Annotated in this window: 16 protein-coding genes; 13 read left to right on the top strand and 3 right to left on the bottom strand. The window is 41.5% G+C overall.

Translation table 11 applies throughout. The features are described from left to right. Window positions 1–159 precede the first annotated feature (159 nt). From WKR92_RS07260 to msrA, 9 genes are all read left to right on the top strand, one after another. Window positions 160–2,541 (top strand): TonB-dependent receptor, encoded by a 2,382-nt coding sequence (locus tag WKR92_RS07260; RefSeq protein ID WP_375557157.1) that lies wholly within the window; start codon window positions 160–162, stop codon window positions 2,539–2,541. Window positions 2,542–2,657: 116 nt separating this feature from the next. Continuing rightward, window positions 2,658–3,848 (top strand): glycine C-acetyltransferase, encoded by a 1,191-nt coding sequence (gene kbl / locus WKR92_RS07265; RefSeq protein ID WP_375557158.1) that lies wholly within the window; start codon window positions 2,658–2,660, stop codon window positions 3,846–3,848. Then, complete coding sequence (pheS, locus tag WKR92_RS07270) at window positions 3,848–4,888, top strand: phenylalanine--tRNA ligase subunit alpha (protein ID WP_375557159.1); 1,041 nt, start codon at window positions 3,848–3,850, stop codon at window positions 4,886–4,888. Before kbl ends, pheS begins: the two co-directional genes overlap by 1 nt. A 4-nt stretch (window positions 4,889–4,892) precedes the next feature. Then, a complete protein-coding gene (locus tag WKR92_RS07275) occupies window positions 4,893–5,462 on the top strand; it encodes a TetR/AcrR family transcriptional regulator (protein WP_375557160.1) in 570 nt (189 codons plus the stop codon). A 55-nt stretch (window positions 5,463–5,517) separates the two neighbouring features. After that, entirely contained in the window at window positions 5,518–6,927 is a 1,410-nt protein-coding gene (gene rlmD / locus WKR92_RS07280) for a 23S rRNA (uracil(1939)-C(5))-methyltransferase RlmD (RefSeq protein ID WP_375557161.1), read from the top strand. A 3-nt stretch (window positions 6,928–6,930) separates the two neighbouring features. After that, the gene (locus WKR92_RS07285) at window positions 6,931–7,338 is read left to right on the top strand and encodes a hypothetical protein (protein ID WP_375557162.1); all 408 of its coding nucleotides are present in this window, start codon (window positions 6,931–6,933) and stop codon (window positions 7,336–7,338) included. Window positions 7,339–7,347: 9 nt separating this feature from the next. Next, window positions 7,348–7,815, top strand: a complete 468-nt coding sequence (locus WKR92_RS07290) for a nucleoside deaminase (protein WP_375557163.1) — start codon at window positions 7,348–7,350, stop codon at window positions 7,813–7,815. A 92-nt stretch (window positions 7,816–7,907) separates the two neighbouring features. Next, window positions 7,908–8,513 (top strand): superoxide dismutase, encoded by a 606-nt coding sequence (locus WKR92_RS07295; RefSeq protein ID WP_375557164.1) that lies wholly within the window; start codon window positions 7,908–7,910, stop codon window positions 8,511–8,513. A 79-nt stretch (window positions 8,514–8,592) separates the two neighbouring features. Next, window positions 8,593–9,282, top strand: coding sequence for a peptide-methionine (S)-S-oxide reductase MsrA (gene msrA / locus WKR92_RS07300; protein WP_375557165.1), 690 nt, complete (start codon window positions 8,593–8,595; stop codon window positions 9,280–9,282). A gap of 2 nt (window positions 9,283–9,284) precedes the next feature. Here msrA and WKR92_RS07305 read toward each other — a convergent pair whose 3' ends face one another. Then, window positions 9,285–10,223: a hydrogen peroxide-inducible genes activator gene (locus WKR92_RS07305; RefSeq protein WP_375557166.1), complete on the bottom strand. Its 939-nt coding sequence runs from the start codon at window positions 10,221–10,223 to the stop codon at window positions 9,285–9,287. Window positions 10,224–10,321: 98 nt separating this feature from the next. On the opposite strand from WKR92_RS07305, the gene WKR92_RS07310 reads away from it, so the two are divergent. Further along, entirely contained in the window at window positions 10,322–11,338 is a 1,017-nt protein-coding gene (locus tag WKR92_RS07310) for a YncE family protein (RefSeq protein WP_375557167.1), read from the top strand. On the opposite strand, the gene WKR92_RS07315 is transcribed toward WKR92_RS07310, so the two are convergent. Further along, the gene (locus tag WKR92_RS07315) at window positions 11,303–12,181 is read right to left on the bottom strand and encodes a transglutaminase-like domain-containing protein (RefSeq protein WP_375557168.1); all 879 of its coding nucleotides are present in this window, start codon (window positions 12,179–12,181) and stop codon (window positions 11,303–11,305) included. The two genes, WKR92_RS07310 and WKR92_RS07315, sit on opposite strands and share 36 nt — an antisense overlap. 92 nt (window positions 12,182–12,273) lie before the next feature. Between WKR92_RS07315 and WKR92_RS07320 the strand changes: the two genes are divergently transcribed. Then, complete coding sequence (locus tag WKR92_RS07320; protein ID WP_375557169.1) at window positions 12,274–13,062, top strand: O-methyltransferase; 789 nt, start codon at window positions 12,274–12,276, stop codon at window positions 13,060–13,062. Between the two features lie 4 nt (window positions 13,063–13,066). Here WKR92_RS07320 and WKR92_RS07325 read toward each other — a convergent pair whose 3' ends face one another. Beyond that, the gene (locus WKR92_RS07325; RefSeq protein WP_375557170.1) at window positions 13,067–14,218 is read right to left on the bottom strand and encodes a BamA/TamA family outer membrane protein; all 1,152 of its coding nucleotides are present in this window, start codon (window positions 14,216–14,218) and stop codon (window positions 13,067–13,069) included. 88 nt (window positions 14,219–14,306) lie between these two features. Here WKR92_RS07325 and WKR92_RS07330 point away from each other — a divergent pair, with 88 nt between their 5' ends. Together WKR92_RS07330 and WKR92_RS07335 are read left to right on the top strand one after the other, a co-directional pair. Continuing rightward, entirely contained in the window at window positions 14,307–15,281 is a 975-nt protein-coding gene (locus WKR92_RS07330) for a deoxyhypusine synthase family protein (RefSeq protein WP_375557171.1), read from the top strand. A 245-nt stretch (window positions 15,282–15,526) separates the two neighbouring features. Continuing rightward, on the top strand, window positions 15,527–16,822 hold the full coding sequence (locus WKR92_RS07335; protein WP_375557172.1) for a cytochrome c3 family protein: 1,296 nt from the start codon (window positions 15,527–15,529) through the stop codon (window positions 16,820–16,822). Window positions 16,823–16,826: the final 4 nt, after the last annotated feature.

Raw genomic sequence — 16,826 nt, forward strand, 5'->3', positions numbered from 1 at the left:
CAGGGCTGAGATTATACCCATCGGCAAAACAGGCTTTTCTGAGTTGTGTTTTGTCGGGAACCTGATCCGGGTCATGCCGGCGTAGGGAAGGTAAAATAAAATAGGTGCAGTAACGAACCCCTTGTTTCTGCTATGTTTTATTAAAAAATCAAATTTAAGATGAAAAAGACAATTGCGCTGATGGCGATTGTATGGCTTCCGTTATGGTTGCTGGCACAGAATGATGTTCGTATTTCGGTGAGAGATGCAAAGACAAAGGAGCTGCTTGTTGGGGCTTCCGTAGCACTGAAAAAAAGCTCGTTAAACGGACAGACGAACGCGGAAGGTGAGTTTCGACTAAACAAGTTGGAGTCAGGGCACTACACGGTGGTGGTGAGCTACCTAGGTTATCGATCGGTAGAAAAAAGTTTTATTGTACCCGATGACCGTCGGGTTGAGGTGCTGATGGAGCCAGCGAGCTTCTTGGCCGATGAGGTGGTTGTTCAGGCGACCCGAGCGTCGGCAAATGCGGCGACAACCTATAAGAATTTGTCGGAAGAAGAGATCGCTAAGAACAACTTAGGACAGGATATCCCGTATTTATTAAATCAAACCCCTTCGGTGGTAGCTTCTTCGGATGCGGGAGCCGGAGTAGGATACACCGGTATTCGGATTCGGGGGAGTGATGCGCAGCGTATCAACGTGACGGTGAACGGGATCCCGTATAATGATTCCGAAAGTCAGGGCTCCTTTTGGGTGAACATGCCTGATTTTGCATCGTCGGTAGATAACATTCAGATTCAGCGGGGTGTGGGCACGTCGACCAACGGAGCGGGCGCTTTTGGCGCGAGCATTAACATTCAGACCAGCCAGCTAATTGATACGGCCTATGCCGAACTGGACAATTCGTTCGGTTCCTATAATACGTGGAAGAATACCGTGAAGCTGGGAACGGGCTTGATCAATGATCAGTTTACCTTTGACGCGCGACTTTCCCGGATTGAGTCTGACGGGTATATGGATAATGCGTTTTCCGACTTGAAGTCGTTTTACGTTTCGGGAGCATGGTATGGGAAAAGCAGTTTTTTACGTGCGAATGTTTTCTCCGGAAAGGAAAAAACCTACCAAGCCTGGAATGGGGTTCCAGAAGAGTTGTTGGAAACCAACAGAACCTACAGTGAGTTTTCTTATGAAGACCAAACAGATAACTATACGCAGACGCACTATCAACTTTTGTATTCTAATCAGCTGAACGAAGAGTTCTTGTTGAATGGGGCATTGCACTATACGCGTGGAAAGGGCTATTATGAGGAGTTTAAGGAAGATGATGCGTTGGCGGACTACCAGTTATCTCCTGTGGTTATCGGCGGTGAAACAATTGAGACAAGCGACTTGGTAAGGCAGCGATGGTTGGATAATTATTTTTACGGTTTAACCTATTCTGTAAATTACCGGCCGTCGGCGACTCTGAACTTGACCCTTGGTGGTGCTTATAATGAATATCGGGGCGACCATTATGGTGAGGTGATATGGGCGCGGTATTCGTCGGATTTGAACCTGGGTGATCGATATTACATCAATGACGCTGAGAAGAATGATTTTAATGTCTATGCGAAAGGTGATGTTCGTCTGGGTAGTTTGAACTTGTTCGGTGATGTGCAGTATCGGAAGGTACATTATGTGTTGGAGGGCATCGATGACGATCTGAGCATGCTGGATCAGCAGGTGGATTATGATTTTATAAATCCGAAAGCGGGCTTGAGTTACAGTTTTGATAACAATAGTCAGGTGTATGCATCGGTCGCCATAGCTAATAAGGAGCCGGTTCGTGACGATTTCACGGAATCGTCGGTTCTCAGTAGACCTTCGGCAGAACGTTTAACCGATTTTGAAGCGGGGTACCGGATATCGGCACGCGATTTTAACATCGGGTTGAATGGTTATGCTATGCTTTATAAAGATCAATTGGTGTTTACCGGTCAGATCAATGATGTGGGTGCTGCGGTAAGGGAGAATGTGGATCAAAGTTATCGCATCGGTGTAGAACTGGATGCGAGTTGGCGGCCAGTTGAAGATTTTACATGGAGGGCAACGGCAGCCTTTAGTCAAAATAAGATTAAGGATTATACGTATTACGTAGATGTGTATGATGATAGTTGGGTGGTGACCGAGCAGAGATCGGAAACCCTTTCTTCAACGGATATAGCGCTGTCGCCGAATACGGTTTTGTCGAACGAGTTTGCCTATGTGCCCTTTGAGCGTGCGGAACTGGCTTTGATCAGCAAATATGTGTCACGTCAGTATCTGGACAATACGGGCGACAAGGCCAAGAGTATCGATCCGTTCTTTGTGTCCGACCTTCGGTTGCGTTACAATACCTCCATAAGAGGCGTGAAAAATATAGGGATAACGCTGAGGATTAATAACATCTTTGATGAGCTTTATGAGGCTTCCGGTTATACGTTTGGTTATTATAATCCGGGAGGTGAGCTAGAGACCTATAATTATTATTTTCCACAGGCAACGAGAAACTTTATGTTGGGAGTGAACCTGAAATTTTAGCTCGGTCGGATGCTTAGGCATTGAAACTTGTTATGTGCGTGAAACCCCGGAATCTATTTTCGGGGTTTTTTGCAATTACGGCGTAATGACGTATTTTTACACAAAATTTTAGAACTATGTATAAAACGCTCCAACCAGTATTGCAAAAGGAACTTGAGGAAATTAAGAAAGCCGGTCTTTATAAGAAAGAACGGGTTATTGTTACTCCACAAGGGGCAGAGATCAAAGTAGAAGGTGGACAGGAAGTGATCAATTTCTGTGCAAACAATTATTTAGGATTGTCTTCACATCCGAAAGTAATTGAAGCTGCTAAGGCAGCGGTTGATTCACACGGTTATGGAATGTCTTCCGTGCGCTTTATTTGCGGTACGCAAGATATTCATAAAACGTTGGAGGAAAAGATATCTACTTTTCTAGGTACAGAAGATACGATTTTATACGCTGCTGCTTTTGATGCAAATGGTGGGGTTTTTGAACCGCTTTTTAATGCTGAAGATGCGATTATTTCTGATGAATTAAATCACGCTTCGATTATCGATGGGGTGCGCTTGTGCAAGGCTCAGCGTTTTCGCTACAAGCACAATGATATGGCCGATTTGGAGGCTCAGTTGCAGGCAGCGAAAGATGCACGCCATCGGATTATTGTAACGGATGGTGCTTTTTCAATGGATGGAACCATTGCGCAGTTAGATAAGATATGCGATTTGGCTGATCAATACGAGGCGTTGGTGATGATCGATGAATCTCATTGTACGGGCTTTCTCGGAAAGACGGGTCGCGGTACGCATGAGTATTGTGGTGTGATGGATCGGATTGATATCATTACGAGCACCTTGGGTAAGGCACTGGGCGGAGCGTCTGGCGGTTTTACTTCGGGTAAAAAGGAAATTATCGATATGTTGCGTCAACGTTCACGTCCTTATCTGTTTTCTAATACGCTTGCACCAGCCATTGTGGGTGCATCTATCGCTGTATTGGATATGCTGAGCGAGGCTACGGATTTACGGGATAAGCTAGAAGAGAATACAAAATACTTCCGTTCGAAAATGACGGAAGCTGGTTTTGATATCCCGCAAGGAGAGCACCCTATTGTTCCGGTAATGCTGTATGACGCGAATATCGCTCAAGAATTTGCCGCTAAGATGTTGGACGAGGGGATTTATGTTATTGGCTTCTACTTTCCGGTGGTTCCGCGCGAAAAAGCGCGTATTCGGGTGCAACTATCAGCTGCCCACGAGAAGGAGCATATCGACAAAGCGGTAGCCGCATTTACGAAAGTTGGTAAGGAACTGGGGGTAATCAAGTAATGAGTATTCACGATAAAATACAGGAATATACGGCGGAGATCAACGCATTTTCAGCATCTTCTGCTGAAGAGGTGGAAGCTTTCCGCTTGCGTTTTTTGGTAAACAAAGGCATTGTTCGATCATTGTTCGATGAGTTTAAAACAGTTTCTGCTGACGAGAAACGTACGCTCGGGAAAGTTTTAAATGAGTTCAAGCAGTTAGCTGAATCAAAGCATCAATCGCTTCTCACTAAACTAGAGGGAGCGGCCGATCAGCATGTTGGAAGCTCGGAGGATTTGACATTGCCCGGTAGGGGCTTTGAGCTGGGGTCACGACATCCACTGTTATTGGTGCGGAAGGAAATCGTTGATATCTTTAAGAAGATGGGATTTATCGTTGCTGAGGGACCCGAAATTGAAGATGACTGGCATAATTTCAGCGCTTTGAACTTTCCGGAGGAGCATCCGGCGAGGGATATGCAGGATACTTTCTTCGTTGAAAAGAAAGAAGGCAACGATATTGCTTTACGTACTCATACCTCTTCGGTTCAGGTGAGGATGATGGAGATGGGGAAACCGCCTTTTAGGGCTATTATGCCAGGGCGCGTGTACCGTAATGAAGCCATATCGGCTAGAGCACACTGTTTCTTCCATCAGATTGAGGGCTTGTACGTAGATGAAAATGTGTCTTTCGCAGATTTAAAACAGACGCTATATCAATTTGTTCAGGAGCTTTACGGTGAGGGGACTAAGGTTCGCTTCCGACCATCCTATTTTCCGTTTACCGAGCCTTCTGCCGAGATGGATATATCATGTTCGATCTGTAAAGGTGATGGTTGTGCGATGTGTAAAGGTAGCGGTTGGGTAGAGATCCTAGGCTGTGGTATGGTAGACCCTAATGTTCTGGAAAACTGCGGTATTGATAGTAAAAAATATAGTGGTTTTGCATTTGGAATGGGCATCGAACGCGTTACGAATCTGAAATACGAGATTAAAGATCTACGCTTGTTTTCTGAAAATGATATTCGGTTCTTAAAACAATTTGAGACCGAAATAATATAGTTCCATGGAAGCAGATAAGGTTAAAGAGTGTATCAAAAATTCTGCTAGGGAGCTGTTCAGACGCTATGGTTATAATAAAACCAACGTGAATGAGATAGCTAAGAATGCTAAAATTGCGAAAGCGACCATCTACAAGTACTTCGATAGCAAAGAATTAATTTTACACGGCATTCTGATGGATTATGTGCGGAAGGGAGTGAACGACCTGATTCATAAATCGCCTCGTGATTTGGAACTGGAATTGTATCTGAGCAACTTGATCTTAAAGGTAAGTCGCCTGACTTATACCATCTGCAATGAGTTTATTGGCTGGGACTTTATTAGAGAGTCGGCTAATGCGCAAGAATATCTTAAAACGCTTTCTGATGATTTAGAAAACTTATTAGTACAGTCGTTTCAGCAAAGTGAACGTGTGAGGATTCCTCTTGATAATCTTATATTTTTAGTGAAATCGAGCAAGAGCATTGTCTTTTCGTTTGCATTTACATCGGTGAGCGTGGCTGATGTGAGAAAAAATTTCGTTTCTTTTCAGAACGATTTATTACCTTTTCTGGTAAAAGGAGCGCTAGTTTAAGGGCAGAGAGTTCAACGTCGTTTTTACGCTAATAAGTTGTAGTTTTGCATCAATAATGAGAAAAAATAAAAGGGAAAGAATCAAAATTGACCAGCTTGAGGTTATTGATATCGCAGAAGAGGGGAAAGGGGTAGCGAAGGCAGATGACCTGGTTTTGTTTATTCCACGAGCAGTGCCGGGAGATGTGGTGGATGTGGAGGTGACTCGAAAAAAGAGGAATTTCGCGGAGGCTAATATCACTACATTAAGGAGAGCGTCTGAGCATCGAGTTGAACCTTTCTGCGCTCATTTTGGGATTTGTGGTGGATGTAAGTGGCAGCATATGTCTTATGCAGCACAACTGCTGTATAAGAATAAGAGTGTTGAGAACGCCCTTTCCAGAATTGGTAAGGTGGATACTTCGATTATGGAGGATATTCTGCCTTCACAGCAGGCAACTTATTATCGAAATAAATTAGAATATACATTCTCTAATCAGCGCTGGCTGACGCAAGAGGAAATTGACAGTGCAGAAACGCTGGAGCGAAATGCACTGGGCTTTCATGTGCCTCAGCGGTTCGACAAGATTTTGGCAGTAGAACATTGTTATTTGCAAGCTGAGCCTTCTAATGATATTCGTAATTCAATAAGCGACTTTGCCATTGAAAATGGTATTAGTTTCTATGATCTTCGCAAGCACGAGGGCTCACTTCGGAATTTGATTATCCGGAATACGTCGACCGGTGAGCTTATGGTCATCATTGTCTTCGCCTATCCGGAAGAAGGGCAAATCGAACAACTGATGTCGTTCATATTGGAAAAGTTTCCTACGGTCAACTCGTTGTTATATGTAGTTAATCAAAAAAAGAACGATACCATATTTGATCAAGTTGTCCATGTCTTTCACGGTCGTGACCATATCTTCGAAGCAATGGGGGATCTGACCTTTAAAATAGGTGCCAAATCGTTCTATCAAACAAATTCGCTTCAAGCGCACGAGCTTTATAAGATTACGAAGGAATTTGCTGGCTTGACGGGTCAGGAGCTCCTGTATGACTTATACACAGGTGCGGGAACAATAGCTAATTTCGTTGCAGGCGATGCTAGAAAAGTAATCGGTGTTGAATATGTGCCGACGGCGATTGAAGACGCGAAAGTTAACTCGGATATCAACGGGATTGAAAATACTGATTTCTATGCAGGAGATATGAAAGATGTTTTGAATGACGAGTTTATAAACACTCACGGAAAACCTGACGTGATTATCACCGATCCGCCGCGAGCGGGTATGCATGCCGACGTGGTGAAGAAGTTGTTGGAAATTGAAGCGGAAAAGATAGTCTATGTGAGCTGTAACGCTGCAACGCAGGCGCGGGATTTGTTGATGTTAGCCGAGAAGTATGATATGCGGAAAAGTAAGGCCGTCGATATGTTTCCGCAAACACAGCATGTAGAGAATGTGGTTTTGTTGACATTAAAGAAATAGGATATGGATTTAGAAGATTTACTGAAAGCAGGATCGGAGGATGGAAATACTAACAAAAAGAAAAAAGTAAGCCCCCTAGAAAGTCTAAAAACTGACCTAGATTTCTATAAGGAGTCAATCAAGGAGGTGTCAACCGAGCTCATGACCGAGAAATATACTCAGTTTCCTATTTTTATAGCTCATCAACATGAAGTAAGCGTCGGAGAAGTTATCTTGGACAGAACTGAGCTAGGTACTGAATGGACGATACAAGTTTCGAGCTTAGAAGAATTTTTGGAGGTTGGTATTGTTAAAGAAGATAAAAAGGAAAAATTTATTCAAAAGTTTAAAGATCCGGCAAAATATATGTGTTTGTTTGTGATTGTTCCGGAAGGTGCTAATTTTGTTTTTTATCCATTCGAGAAAGATTAACCTACAGGAATGACGTACTATAGCTTTGATAATGAGAGCAATTTAGTTGCGGACGAATATTTTATGAGCGAGGCTTTGAAGGAAGCCCAGAAAGCGTTGGATTTGGACGAGGTGCCGATCGGCGCCGTCATAGTATATAAAAATAGAATTATAGCACGAGGGCATAATCTGAGTGAGACCTTGAACGACACAACAGCTCACGCAGAAATGCAGGCCTTTACAGCTGCGACAAATCATATCGGCGGAAAATATTTGCAACAATGTACCCTCTACGTGACACTTGAACCTTGTGTCATGTGTGCCGGTGCAGCTTTCTGGACGCAGATTGGGAAGATCGTTTATGGAGCCCGTGACGAGAAGCGTGGTTATTCCATCTTTAATGAAGCTATCATTCATCCTAAAACTACTATCATAACTGGAATTTTGGAACAGAGGTGTGCAGCTTTGATTAAGGGCTTTTTCCAGAAAAAGAGATAGTAATTAATGATATTAAACTGACGAATCTACCAAACATTTGTCGTACATTCTGGTTATATTTGTATTATTCATTTTTTAAAACCAAAACTATTATGGCATTCGAATTACCGGCGTTACCATACGCCTCAGACGCTTTAGAACCACATATTGATAAAGAAACTATGGAAATTCACCATGGGAAGCATCATCAAGCTTATGTTGATAACTTGAATAAGGCTTTAGAAGGGAAAGATGCAGAAGGATCCATAGAGGATATTATAAAAAATGTATCAAAATATGATGGAGCTGTTCGTAATAACGGTGGTGGCCACTATAATCACTCTTTGTTCTGGACCGTCTTGTCGCCAAATGGCGGTGGCGAGCCTACGGGTGATTTAGCTACAGCAATTAGTGACGCATTTGGATCATTTGACGAATTAAAGAAAAAATTGCAAGAAGCTGGTGCGAAGCGTTTCGGATCAGGTTGGGCATGGCTCATTGTAGATGGTTCTGGAAAGCTGCAAGTAACTTCTACACCAAATCAAGATAATCCGTTAATGGATGTAGCCGAAGTAAAAGGTACTCCAATATTTGGTATAGATGTATGGGAGCACGCTTATTATCTTAAATATCAGAACAAACGACCGGCCTACTTAGAAGCTATTTTCAACGCAGTTGACTGGAATGCGGTAGCCGACCGTTATGCTAAAGCAAAATAAAAACTGATAATTGAAAGTTTTACTAAAGCGATGCGGAACTCCAGCATCGCTTTTTTATTTAGAACTAAAAATTGAAAAGATGAAATACTTACAAAAGATGATATTAGGTTGTGTGATCATTGGGTTGATGACAGCTTGTGCTTCGTCAAATGGTTCGAATCGAGATGAGAAAATCAATAACGAACTTATGACAGAAGCAATGCTACCGAAAGACTTTTTAGCAGAGAGTGATGGAGGTATTGATACAGCGACTTTTGCTGCTGGTTGTTTTTGGTGTATAGAAGCTCAATTTCTTGAACTGGCCGGTGTTGAAGAAGTTACACCCGGTTACATCGGTGGTCATACAAAGAATCCGACATATAAACAGGTGTTAACCGGGAAAACGGGACATGCAGAATCGATCAATGTAATATATCACTCTGATAGCATTAGTTTCGATGAACTATTGGAGGCATTTTTTATCGCACATGATCCTACGCAGTTGAATAGACAAGGTAATGATGTGGGAACTCAATACCGGTCGGCTATCTTCTATCATAACCTGCATCAAAAGGAACGGATTGAGTATTATATGAATGAGCTAACCGAACAACAAGTGTATTCGAAACCTATTGTTACTGAAGTAAGCCCTTTTACCGTGTTTTACGAAGCGGAAGACTATCATAAAAATTATTACGCCTTAAATCCTAGCAACCCATATTGCCAACGCGTTATTCAACCAAAATTAGAAAAGTTTAAAAAGATTTTTGCGGATAAACTAAAGAAATAGGCCTAATCGATACTCATGAGCTCTTTGCGCTTGCTGCTTTTGAATTTTTCTGGAACTACTGATAATATCTCATCTTTCAGAAATGAGATCGCTTTCTTTTTTAGGGAGTTCTTAGTTGTCACCAATGATATTTCCCGAACCGGTTCGGGTGATTTAAAATAGCGTACATGTTCTAAATCATCTTCACCGAAATCGAGAATGCTCAGTTCGGGAAGGATAGTTACTCCCGAGTTCATGTCCACCATTCTTTTGAGTGTCTCTACACTCCCTGTGTTGTACTCAAGGGTCTGTTCTGGATTTAGCATTCGTTTCTTATGACAGATGTTGAGCACCTGATTCCTCATGCAGTGACCTTCATTTAAGAGCCATAGCTTTTCCTCGAGAAGGTCCGCAGCGTTGACAGTGACTGTATTATTTAAATTGCTATCACTAGAGATATAGGCTACAAAGCTTTCATAAAAGAGCGGATTTTCGGACAATTCATTGTCGTCTAATGGAGTTGACAAGATGCCACAATCAAGCAAGCCCAGTTTAAGCTCCTGGATAACTTTGGTGGTCGTAGATTCCCAGATCTGTAATTTCATTTTTGGATATTTCTCCATAAATGTACCGAGTATCTTCGGCAATAAATAAGGTGCGAGGGTTGGAATAACACCAATCCTAATTTCGCCGCCGAGCTCATCTTGTGTTTCAGAAATAAGCTCTTTAATTTTGTCTCGCTCTTTTAGGACATTCCTTGCTTGGTTTATAACGACAGCTCCTATATCGGTGGGCACGATCGGCTGTTTGCTTCGATCAAAAATTCGAACGCCCAATGATTTTTCAAGCTTTTGAATTTGCATGCTAAGCGTCGGTTGGGTTACGAAACTTTTTTCTGCAGCGAGTACAAAACTTTTATAGGTGTCTACGGCTATAATATATTCTAATTGAACCAGTGTCATTTATATTCTCATTAATCGATAAATATAAGAAAATGACTTGGATTCAATTCTTGTTTTTTTTGCTACTTTTGTCATAGTCAGCTTTCGATAAAACTAGAATGAGAGATTATAGATTGTTTTTTTTATTTATTGCTTTAGGGCTAGGGTTTCTTGTGTCGTGTGAGCGTAACGATGACGAACCTGTATTGCCACAAACACCTATTTCTCGTTTATATGTCTCTTTTTCAGATGTACAGAGCAGTGATCTAGAAGAACCTTATCGTAATATTGAGGTCTTTGATCCGGTTCATGAAACCCCTATTCCAATGCCAGTAAGATATAATTCAGAGGTAGAAGAGGGCGCCGGTATTTTTTTCGATCCATTTTCGAGTCGCATTTTCCAAGGAAGTTTACGTAATCAGACGATCAAAACATTTTCTGTAAATGCGCAAGGCTCTATTGGTACGGGGGTGAGTTTTAGCGACTCAACTTTACTTTCTCAACGCGATTTAGCATACGACCATTCGTCGAAATATCTATACGTATCGGATAATCTTGCCGGAAGTATCTATGGTTATGCTCAAGCATTAACTAATAATGGGCAAGTGCCACCCAATAAGATATTTGCATTAGGTGGTGCACCTTGGGGAGTTTACTTTCAAGGGGACACTTTAGCTGGAGATAGCTTGTTTATCACGATGGCTGGTCAATTAAAAGAAGTTTGGCTATTAGATGCACCACATTCTATCGATTCTGGTCAGGTTGACGCTTCTAAGAAGATATCCATTACTGGTGCTGCAGATTTACGAGGAATTGCGTTTTCAAGTAAGTTGAATCTTCTGGTTCTTTCTGATTTTTCTAATAATAGCATATATGTTATTGAAAATGCAAGAGAAGCATTTAATTCCGAAGGTGCGGTAAGCCCAACACGAATTATTGTAGGGGCAGAAACATTGCTCGACGGCCCGATTGATGTAGCGATTGACGACCGCGATGAACGAAACCTTCTTTATGTTATCAGTCGTAATAATAAGAAACTGTTGCGTTACCCACTTGCCAGCGAGGGGAATATAGCTCCGGAGGCTTCGCACAATTTTACATTAGAGCCCGTTTCTATCTATTTGGATGCTCGCTAATGTTTCTCTCATTCTCTGTATGTCACGTGCCTTTGGACTTGAATTTTCCTTATAATACGCTAGCAAATTAGCCAAGACTCTCTCGATAATACTAATATTACTGCAGGGGAGGTAAAACTCCTTTTTTCCGGGCAGCTTTAGCTGTTGTAAGAAAGATAATACATCATGTTTTCCTAAAACTTGTCCCTTATTGAATGCATTGATATAGAAAAGGACTTCGTTTTCTTCGTAATTGGTTTGGTAATTGTCGGTATAAGCTAAAATAAAATGCTTGGGCAGGTTTACACCGTAGACGGGCATATCCAATTTCTGAGCAACGATGCTATAGATGCATGATAAAAGAACGGGGTTCCCCTTCCTCGTGTCAAGCACTTGGCCGATGTAGGAGTTTTGCGGATCGTTATAGTTTCTGATGTTTCCCGAAAACCCTTCTATATTGTAGAAAACGTTGTTAAAGAGACGGATCTTCTCGACAGGTGTCATACTATAGTGCATCTGTAGCCAGACCTCTCTTTTAATATCTTCGATTTGGTTGATTATTTTCTGTTCGTCCCCGTCGGGATATTGATATTTATGAACAATAATTAACCCCTCCAATAGATCGAACGACCCACTTATAGCCCACAGCTCTAGCGACGATAGTATTTGTGAAAATTGAATTTTGTGTACGATATCCTCAATCCTTTGTTGCTGAAGCGGATCAAATGACTGTTCCCAAGCGGTTTCTAGCGGCTCTATAGCAGACTCTCCAAGCGAAAGGAGTTTTGCTTCGACATGGTTAAAAACGATATTGTCGGGATCGTCTAGAAGCCTGATCAGGGAGTCTATTTCTTCTTCTCTCATATTCTTCCTCTATATTACGGGATATTATAAATCTCAATTGCAAATTTAATAATAATACTTGGCGCTTGGACGGGAACACGTATCTTTGCCTTATGGCTAATGTCCGTTTTTTTAGAGATTACCTATCACATTGCATCCGATCGAAAACGAGGCACGGAACCCATTCCCCTTTTTTATATAACTTAGTTGATCGGGTTGTTTACGATTTCGATAAGCGGGATTATTATGATCCGATAGAGTGTTTGCGCCGGCAGTTAGCGGATGATCATCGGACGCTGAACATTACTGATTTGGGTGCAGGTTCCATGCTGAATAAAAAGAAGACGAAGAAGGTCAGTACCTTAGCTACAAATGCATTAAAGCCGCCTCGGATTGCAAAACTGATTGCCCGTCTCGCTCAAGAATTTCAACCAAACAATATAATTGAACTAGGAACATGTCTTGGAATAACGACATTGTATTTATCCAAAGCATGCCCCTCTTCATCCATCATCACGATGGAGGGTTGTCCGGAAACAGCACAAATCGCTCGAGAGAATTTTGAAAAATCGGGCGCTAATAATATCGATATTAAAGTTGGTAATTTTGATACGCTCTTCCCTCAATTTATAGCCGAAATGCCGGCGATCGACTTTCTTTTTGTGGATGGTAACCATCGCAAATCAGCAACATTAGACTATTTTTATCAAAGCCTGCCAAAGGTTCATGAGGGATCTTTGCTAATATTTGATGATATCTATTGGAGCGAAGGAATGAAGGAAGCTTGGGAAGAAATAAAGAGTCATCCTTCTGTTAGGGTCACGGTTGATCTATTCTACATCGGGCTTGTCTTTTTTAAAAAGGATCAAGCGAAAGAAAACTTTAAGATTCGTTTTTTCTAATGGATTAGAATGCTTGTCCGAGCGCTAGATAGAAGCCCCCTTGTCGTTTTTCACCAGCCCGTTTCTGGCCGATGGCATAATCTAGTCTGATGCTTGACCCGTGTCGTAAATCAAAGAAGTAGCGTATGCCTCCCCCTCCCGAAATCTTCAGTTGCGAAAAATCGATCTTTTTATCATACACTGAACCCACGCCAAGAAACGTAGCAAGGCCGAAGCGTGGATGAACTCTGTATCGTAATTCGGCTTGAGATGCGATATAATTGTTTGCACGATAACGTCCTTGATAATAACCTCGCATCATACTGTCGTTTCCGAGCTGTCGAGTCATATAAAATGGAACATCACTTGCCATAACGGATTCGAAATATCCTTGTAATCCCAAAACGAAATTCTTTTTTAGGTCAAAGAAGCTGCGTAAGTCCGCAGAAAAAATTCCTCCATGAAAGTTCGTTCCTCGCCAGAGATCAGGTGCATATGCATATTTTAATCGCCCATATAAACCACTTGTAGTTTCGGTATTTGAGTTTCTTGAGTCGTAAGACTGCGAAACACCTAAAGCGAGATACTTGCCGCCTTCCGAGCCGTATACGAGATTTGGATCAAAGATACCTTCATCGCTATAGTCGCTAAAGTCAAAGTTTTCGAAGATAGCGTTCAGGCCGCCGTAAAAATTCTTGAGAATCTTCTTCTCGGCTTCGAAATTAAGCTGGACAAGATTTTGTGTAAGTACAGTCTTGTCGCTTTCTCGTGTCAATCCTCCCAAGCCGTAATAGTTGAACGGGTATTTCTTATAGCGTAACACAGTTATAAAGTGGTAGTCGTTGTTTTTAGTCCATACGTCACTTTCTAGTTTCAGATTAATTTGGCTTTCTGTTGTCAATGAAGCGAGTGCAAGAACGCTTGAGGTGTAAATAGAAGTATCTTTCTTGTCCACATAAAAGTTATACATTCCGCTCAGACCATATTCCAGCCCCGTTTCTTGCGAATAACTTAACGTAGGTAGCACCAAGAGGGTTGGCTTCCTTGAAGTATCGGGAGCAGAGGATGTTAGTCTTTTGATAATGGGTATGTCCCAAAGTTTTTTTTGCGCATATAAAGGGCTGGTACCCAAAAGGAAAATAACCAGCATTGATATAAAGTTCAGGCTCGCTTTCATTGCGCACAAAGGTAAGGAATGTCGATTATAAGATTAGCTTATTTATCTTTAACTTTGACGATTACTAAATCTTATTTATTTATTTGTTATGGAAAGAGGTCCAGTCTCTCAGTTTATTGAAAAAAACTATCTGCATTTCAATTCTGCAGCTCTTATGGATGCTGCTAAAGGCTATGAAGCCCATCTTGATGAAGGGGGTAAGATGATGATCACTTTGGCAGGTGCCATGAGTACAGCTGAATTGGGGATCTCTTTAGCAGAGATGATTCGACAAGACAAAGTGTCTATCATTACCTGTACTGGTGCGAACTTAGAAGAGGATATTATGAATTTAGTAGCCCATTCGCATTACAAACGTGTGCCGAACTACCGAGATTTAAGTCCGCAAGAAGAATGGGATTTATTAGAAAATCATTATAATCGAGTTACGGACACTTGCATCCCTGAAGAAGAGGCTTTCAGAAGGTTACAGAAGCATATTTATAAAATATGGAAGGATGCTGAAGATGCTGGGGAGCGTTATTTTCCGCATGAGTATATGTTTAAGATGCTGAATAGTGGTGTTTTGGAACAGTATTATGAGATTGATCCTAAAAATTCGTGGATGCTAGCTGCTGCAGAAAAGAATCTGCCGATTATTGTACCAGGCTGGGAGGATTCCACAATGGGTAATATTTTTGCATCCTATGTTATAAAGAGGGAATTGAAGGCCTCGACAACCAAGAGCGGGATAGAATATATGGGTTATTTGGCAGATTGGTACATTAAAAATTCGAGCGGTAAGGGTATTGGCTTCTTCCAGATCGGGGGCGGTATTGCTGGTGATTTCCCTATTTGTGTTGTCCCGATGCTATACCAAGATCTAGAGATGGAAAATATACCGTTTTGGAGTTATTTCTGTCAGATATCGGACTCGACGACATCATACGGATCTTATTCCGGTGCCGTCCCTAATGAAAAAATAACCTGGGGCAAGCTAGATATTAATACACCAAAGTTCATCGTGGAATCTGATGCAACAATTGTTGCACCACTAATCTTCGCGTGGATTTTGAAACAATAATATATACTTATTTTCGTAAAACACAAACCGACTATATTTTTATTTTTTATAAAAATTGCCTTATTAGTATGATAAGGGCAATTATATGATTGTTTAGAATAATTATAAATTAGTAAATTAGGTCATGAAATTGTCAACGATACACTAATAAGTTATACTTTTGTCTTTTGAGTTGACTCCCTTATTAACGTTCGGAGGTTAGCTCGTTCAATTTGTCAAACATTATATCGTATAAAACTCTCAAAATGAGAAACATCTCTTTAATTTTTAGACGTGTTGTAAAGTCTGTAGCCTTAGTGGTAGTGCTAAGTATGACAACTTTATTTGCGCAGGCGCAGGATATCAAAGCGGGGGAATCGCTTTTTAAAGCAAATTGTACAGCCTGTCATGGTATTGATAAAGCGCTAATTGGTCCCGCTTTAGAGGGAACCACAGAAAGGCATGACGAGGAGTGGTTGATTTCTTGGATTAGAAACTCCCAAGCTATGATTGCAGCCGGAGATGAGACTGCAGTTCGGCTTTTCGAAGAACACAATAATCTTGTGATGACGGCGTTCCCTACGCTATCCGATGACGATATAAGAAATATTCTAGCTTACATCGATGATGCAGCTGCTGCTCCAGCTGGCGATGCGACTGCGGATGGAACAGCCGGTGCAGCTGGCGGGTCGGGCCAAAGTGGAGATGTTAGTAACTTCATGTTTGGTGGATTGGTCCTCGTATTGATTATCGCTTTCTTAGTGATTCTTGTGCTGAATAGAGTTATTCGTACTCTCGATCGAATTATTTTAAAGAACAAGGAGACAATTGTAGAGCAAGTTCAAGAAGATGAGGGAGAATCTTCAGGTCAGATTTTCATTGGAAAGTTGAAAAAGTTCTCCAAAAACAAGAAGCTTGTATTCTTTGTAATTTTGGGTCTCGTTGCTATTTTGAGCAGTGCAGGCTGGAACGTAATGTGGAATACAGGTGTACATGAAGGATATCAACCGGTTCAGCCGATTAAGTTTTCACATCAACTACATGCTGGGATCAATCAAATTGACTGTCAATATTGTCACTCAGGTGCCGCTACTTCTCAAAATGCATCAATCCCCTCACCCAATGTTTGTATGAACTGTCATAACTACGTTACGGCGTCGGAGAAATATGGTGGAGAGATTTCGCCTGAAATTCAAAAAATCTACAATGCGATTGATTGGGATCCTGAAACTCGTACGTATGGGGATGATCCTAAGCCGATCGAGTGGATTCGCATACACAATCTCCCTGATTTAGCATATTTTAATCACTCGCAGCACGTCACCGTTGCTGGTATTGAGTGTCAAAAATGTCACGGTCCAATTGAAACAATGGAAGAGGTTTATCAATATTCGCCGTTAACAATGAAATGGTGTATTGAATGCCATCAAGAAACCGAAGTTAATGCACAAGGTAACGCTTATTATGATCAGTTAATCGCAGCACATGAGAAACTAAAAAGTGGTGAAAAGATAACGGCTGCAGTTTTAGGTGGCTTAGAATGCGGTAAATGTCATTATTAATCGA

It is taken from the genome of Albibacterium profundi (assembly GCF_042159835.1).
Lineage (GTDB): Bacteria > Bacteroidota > Bacteroidia > Sphingobacteriales > Sphingobacteriaceae > Albibacterium > Albibacterium profundi.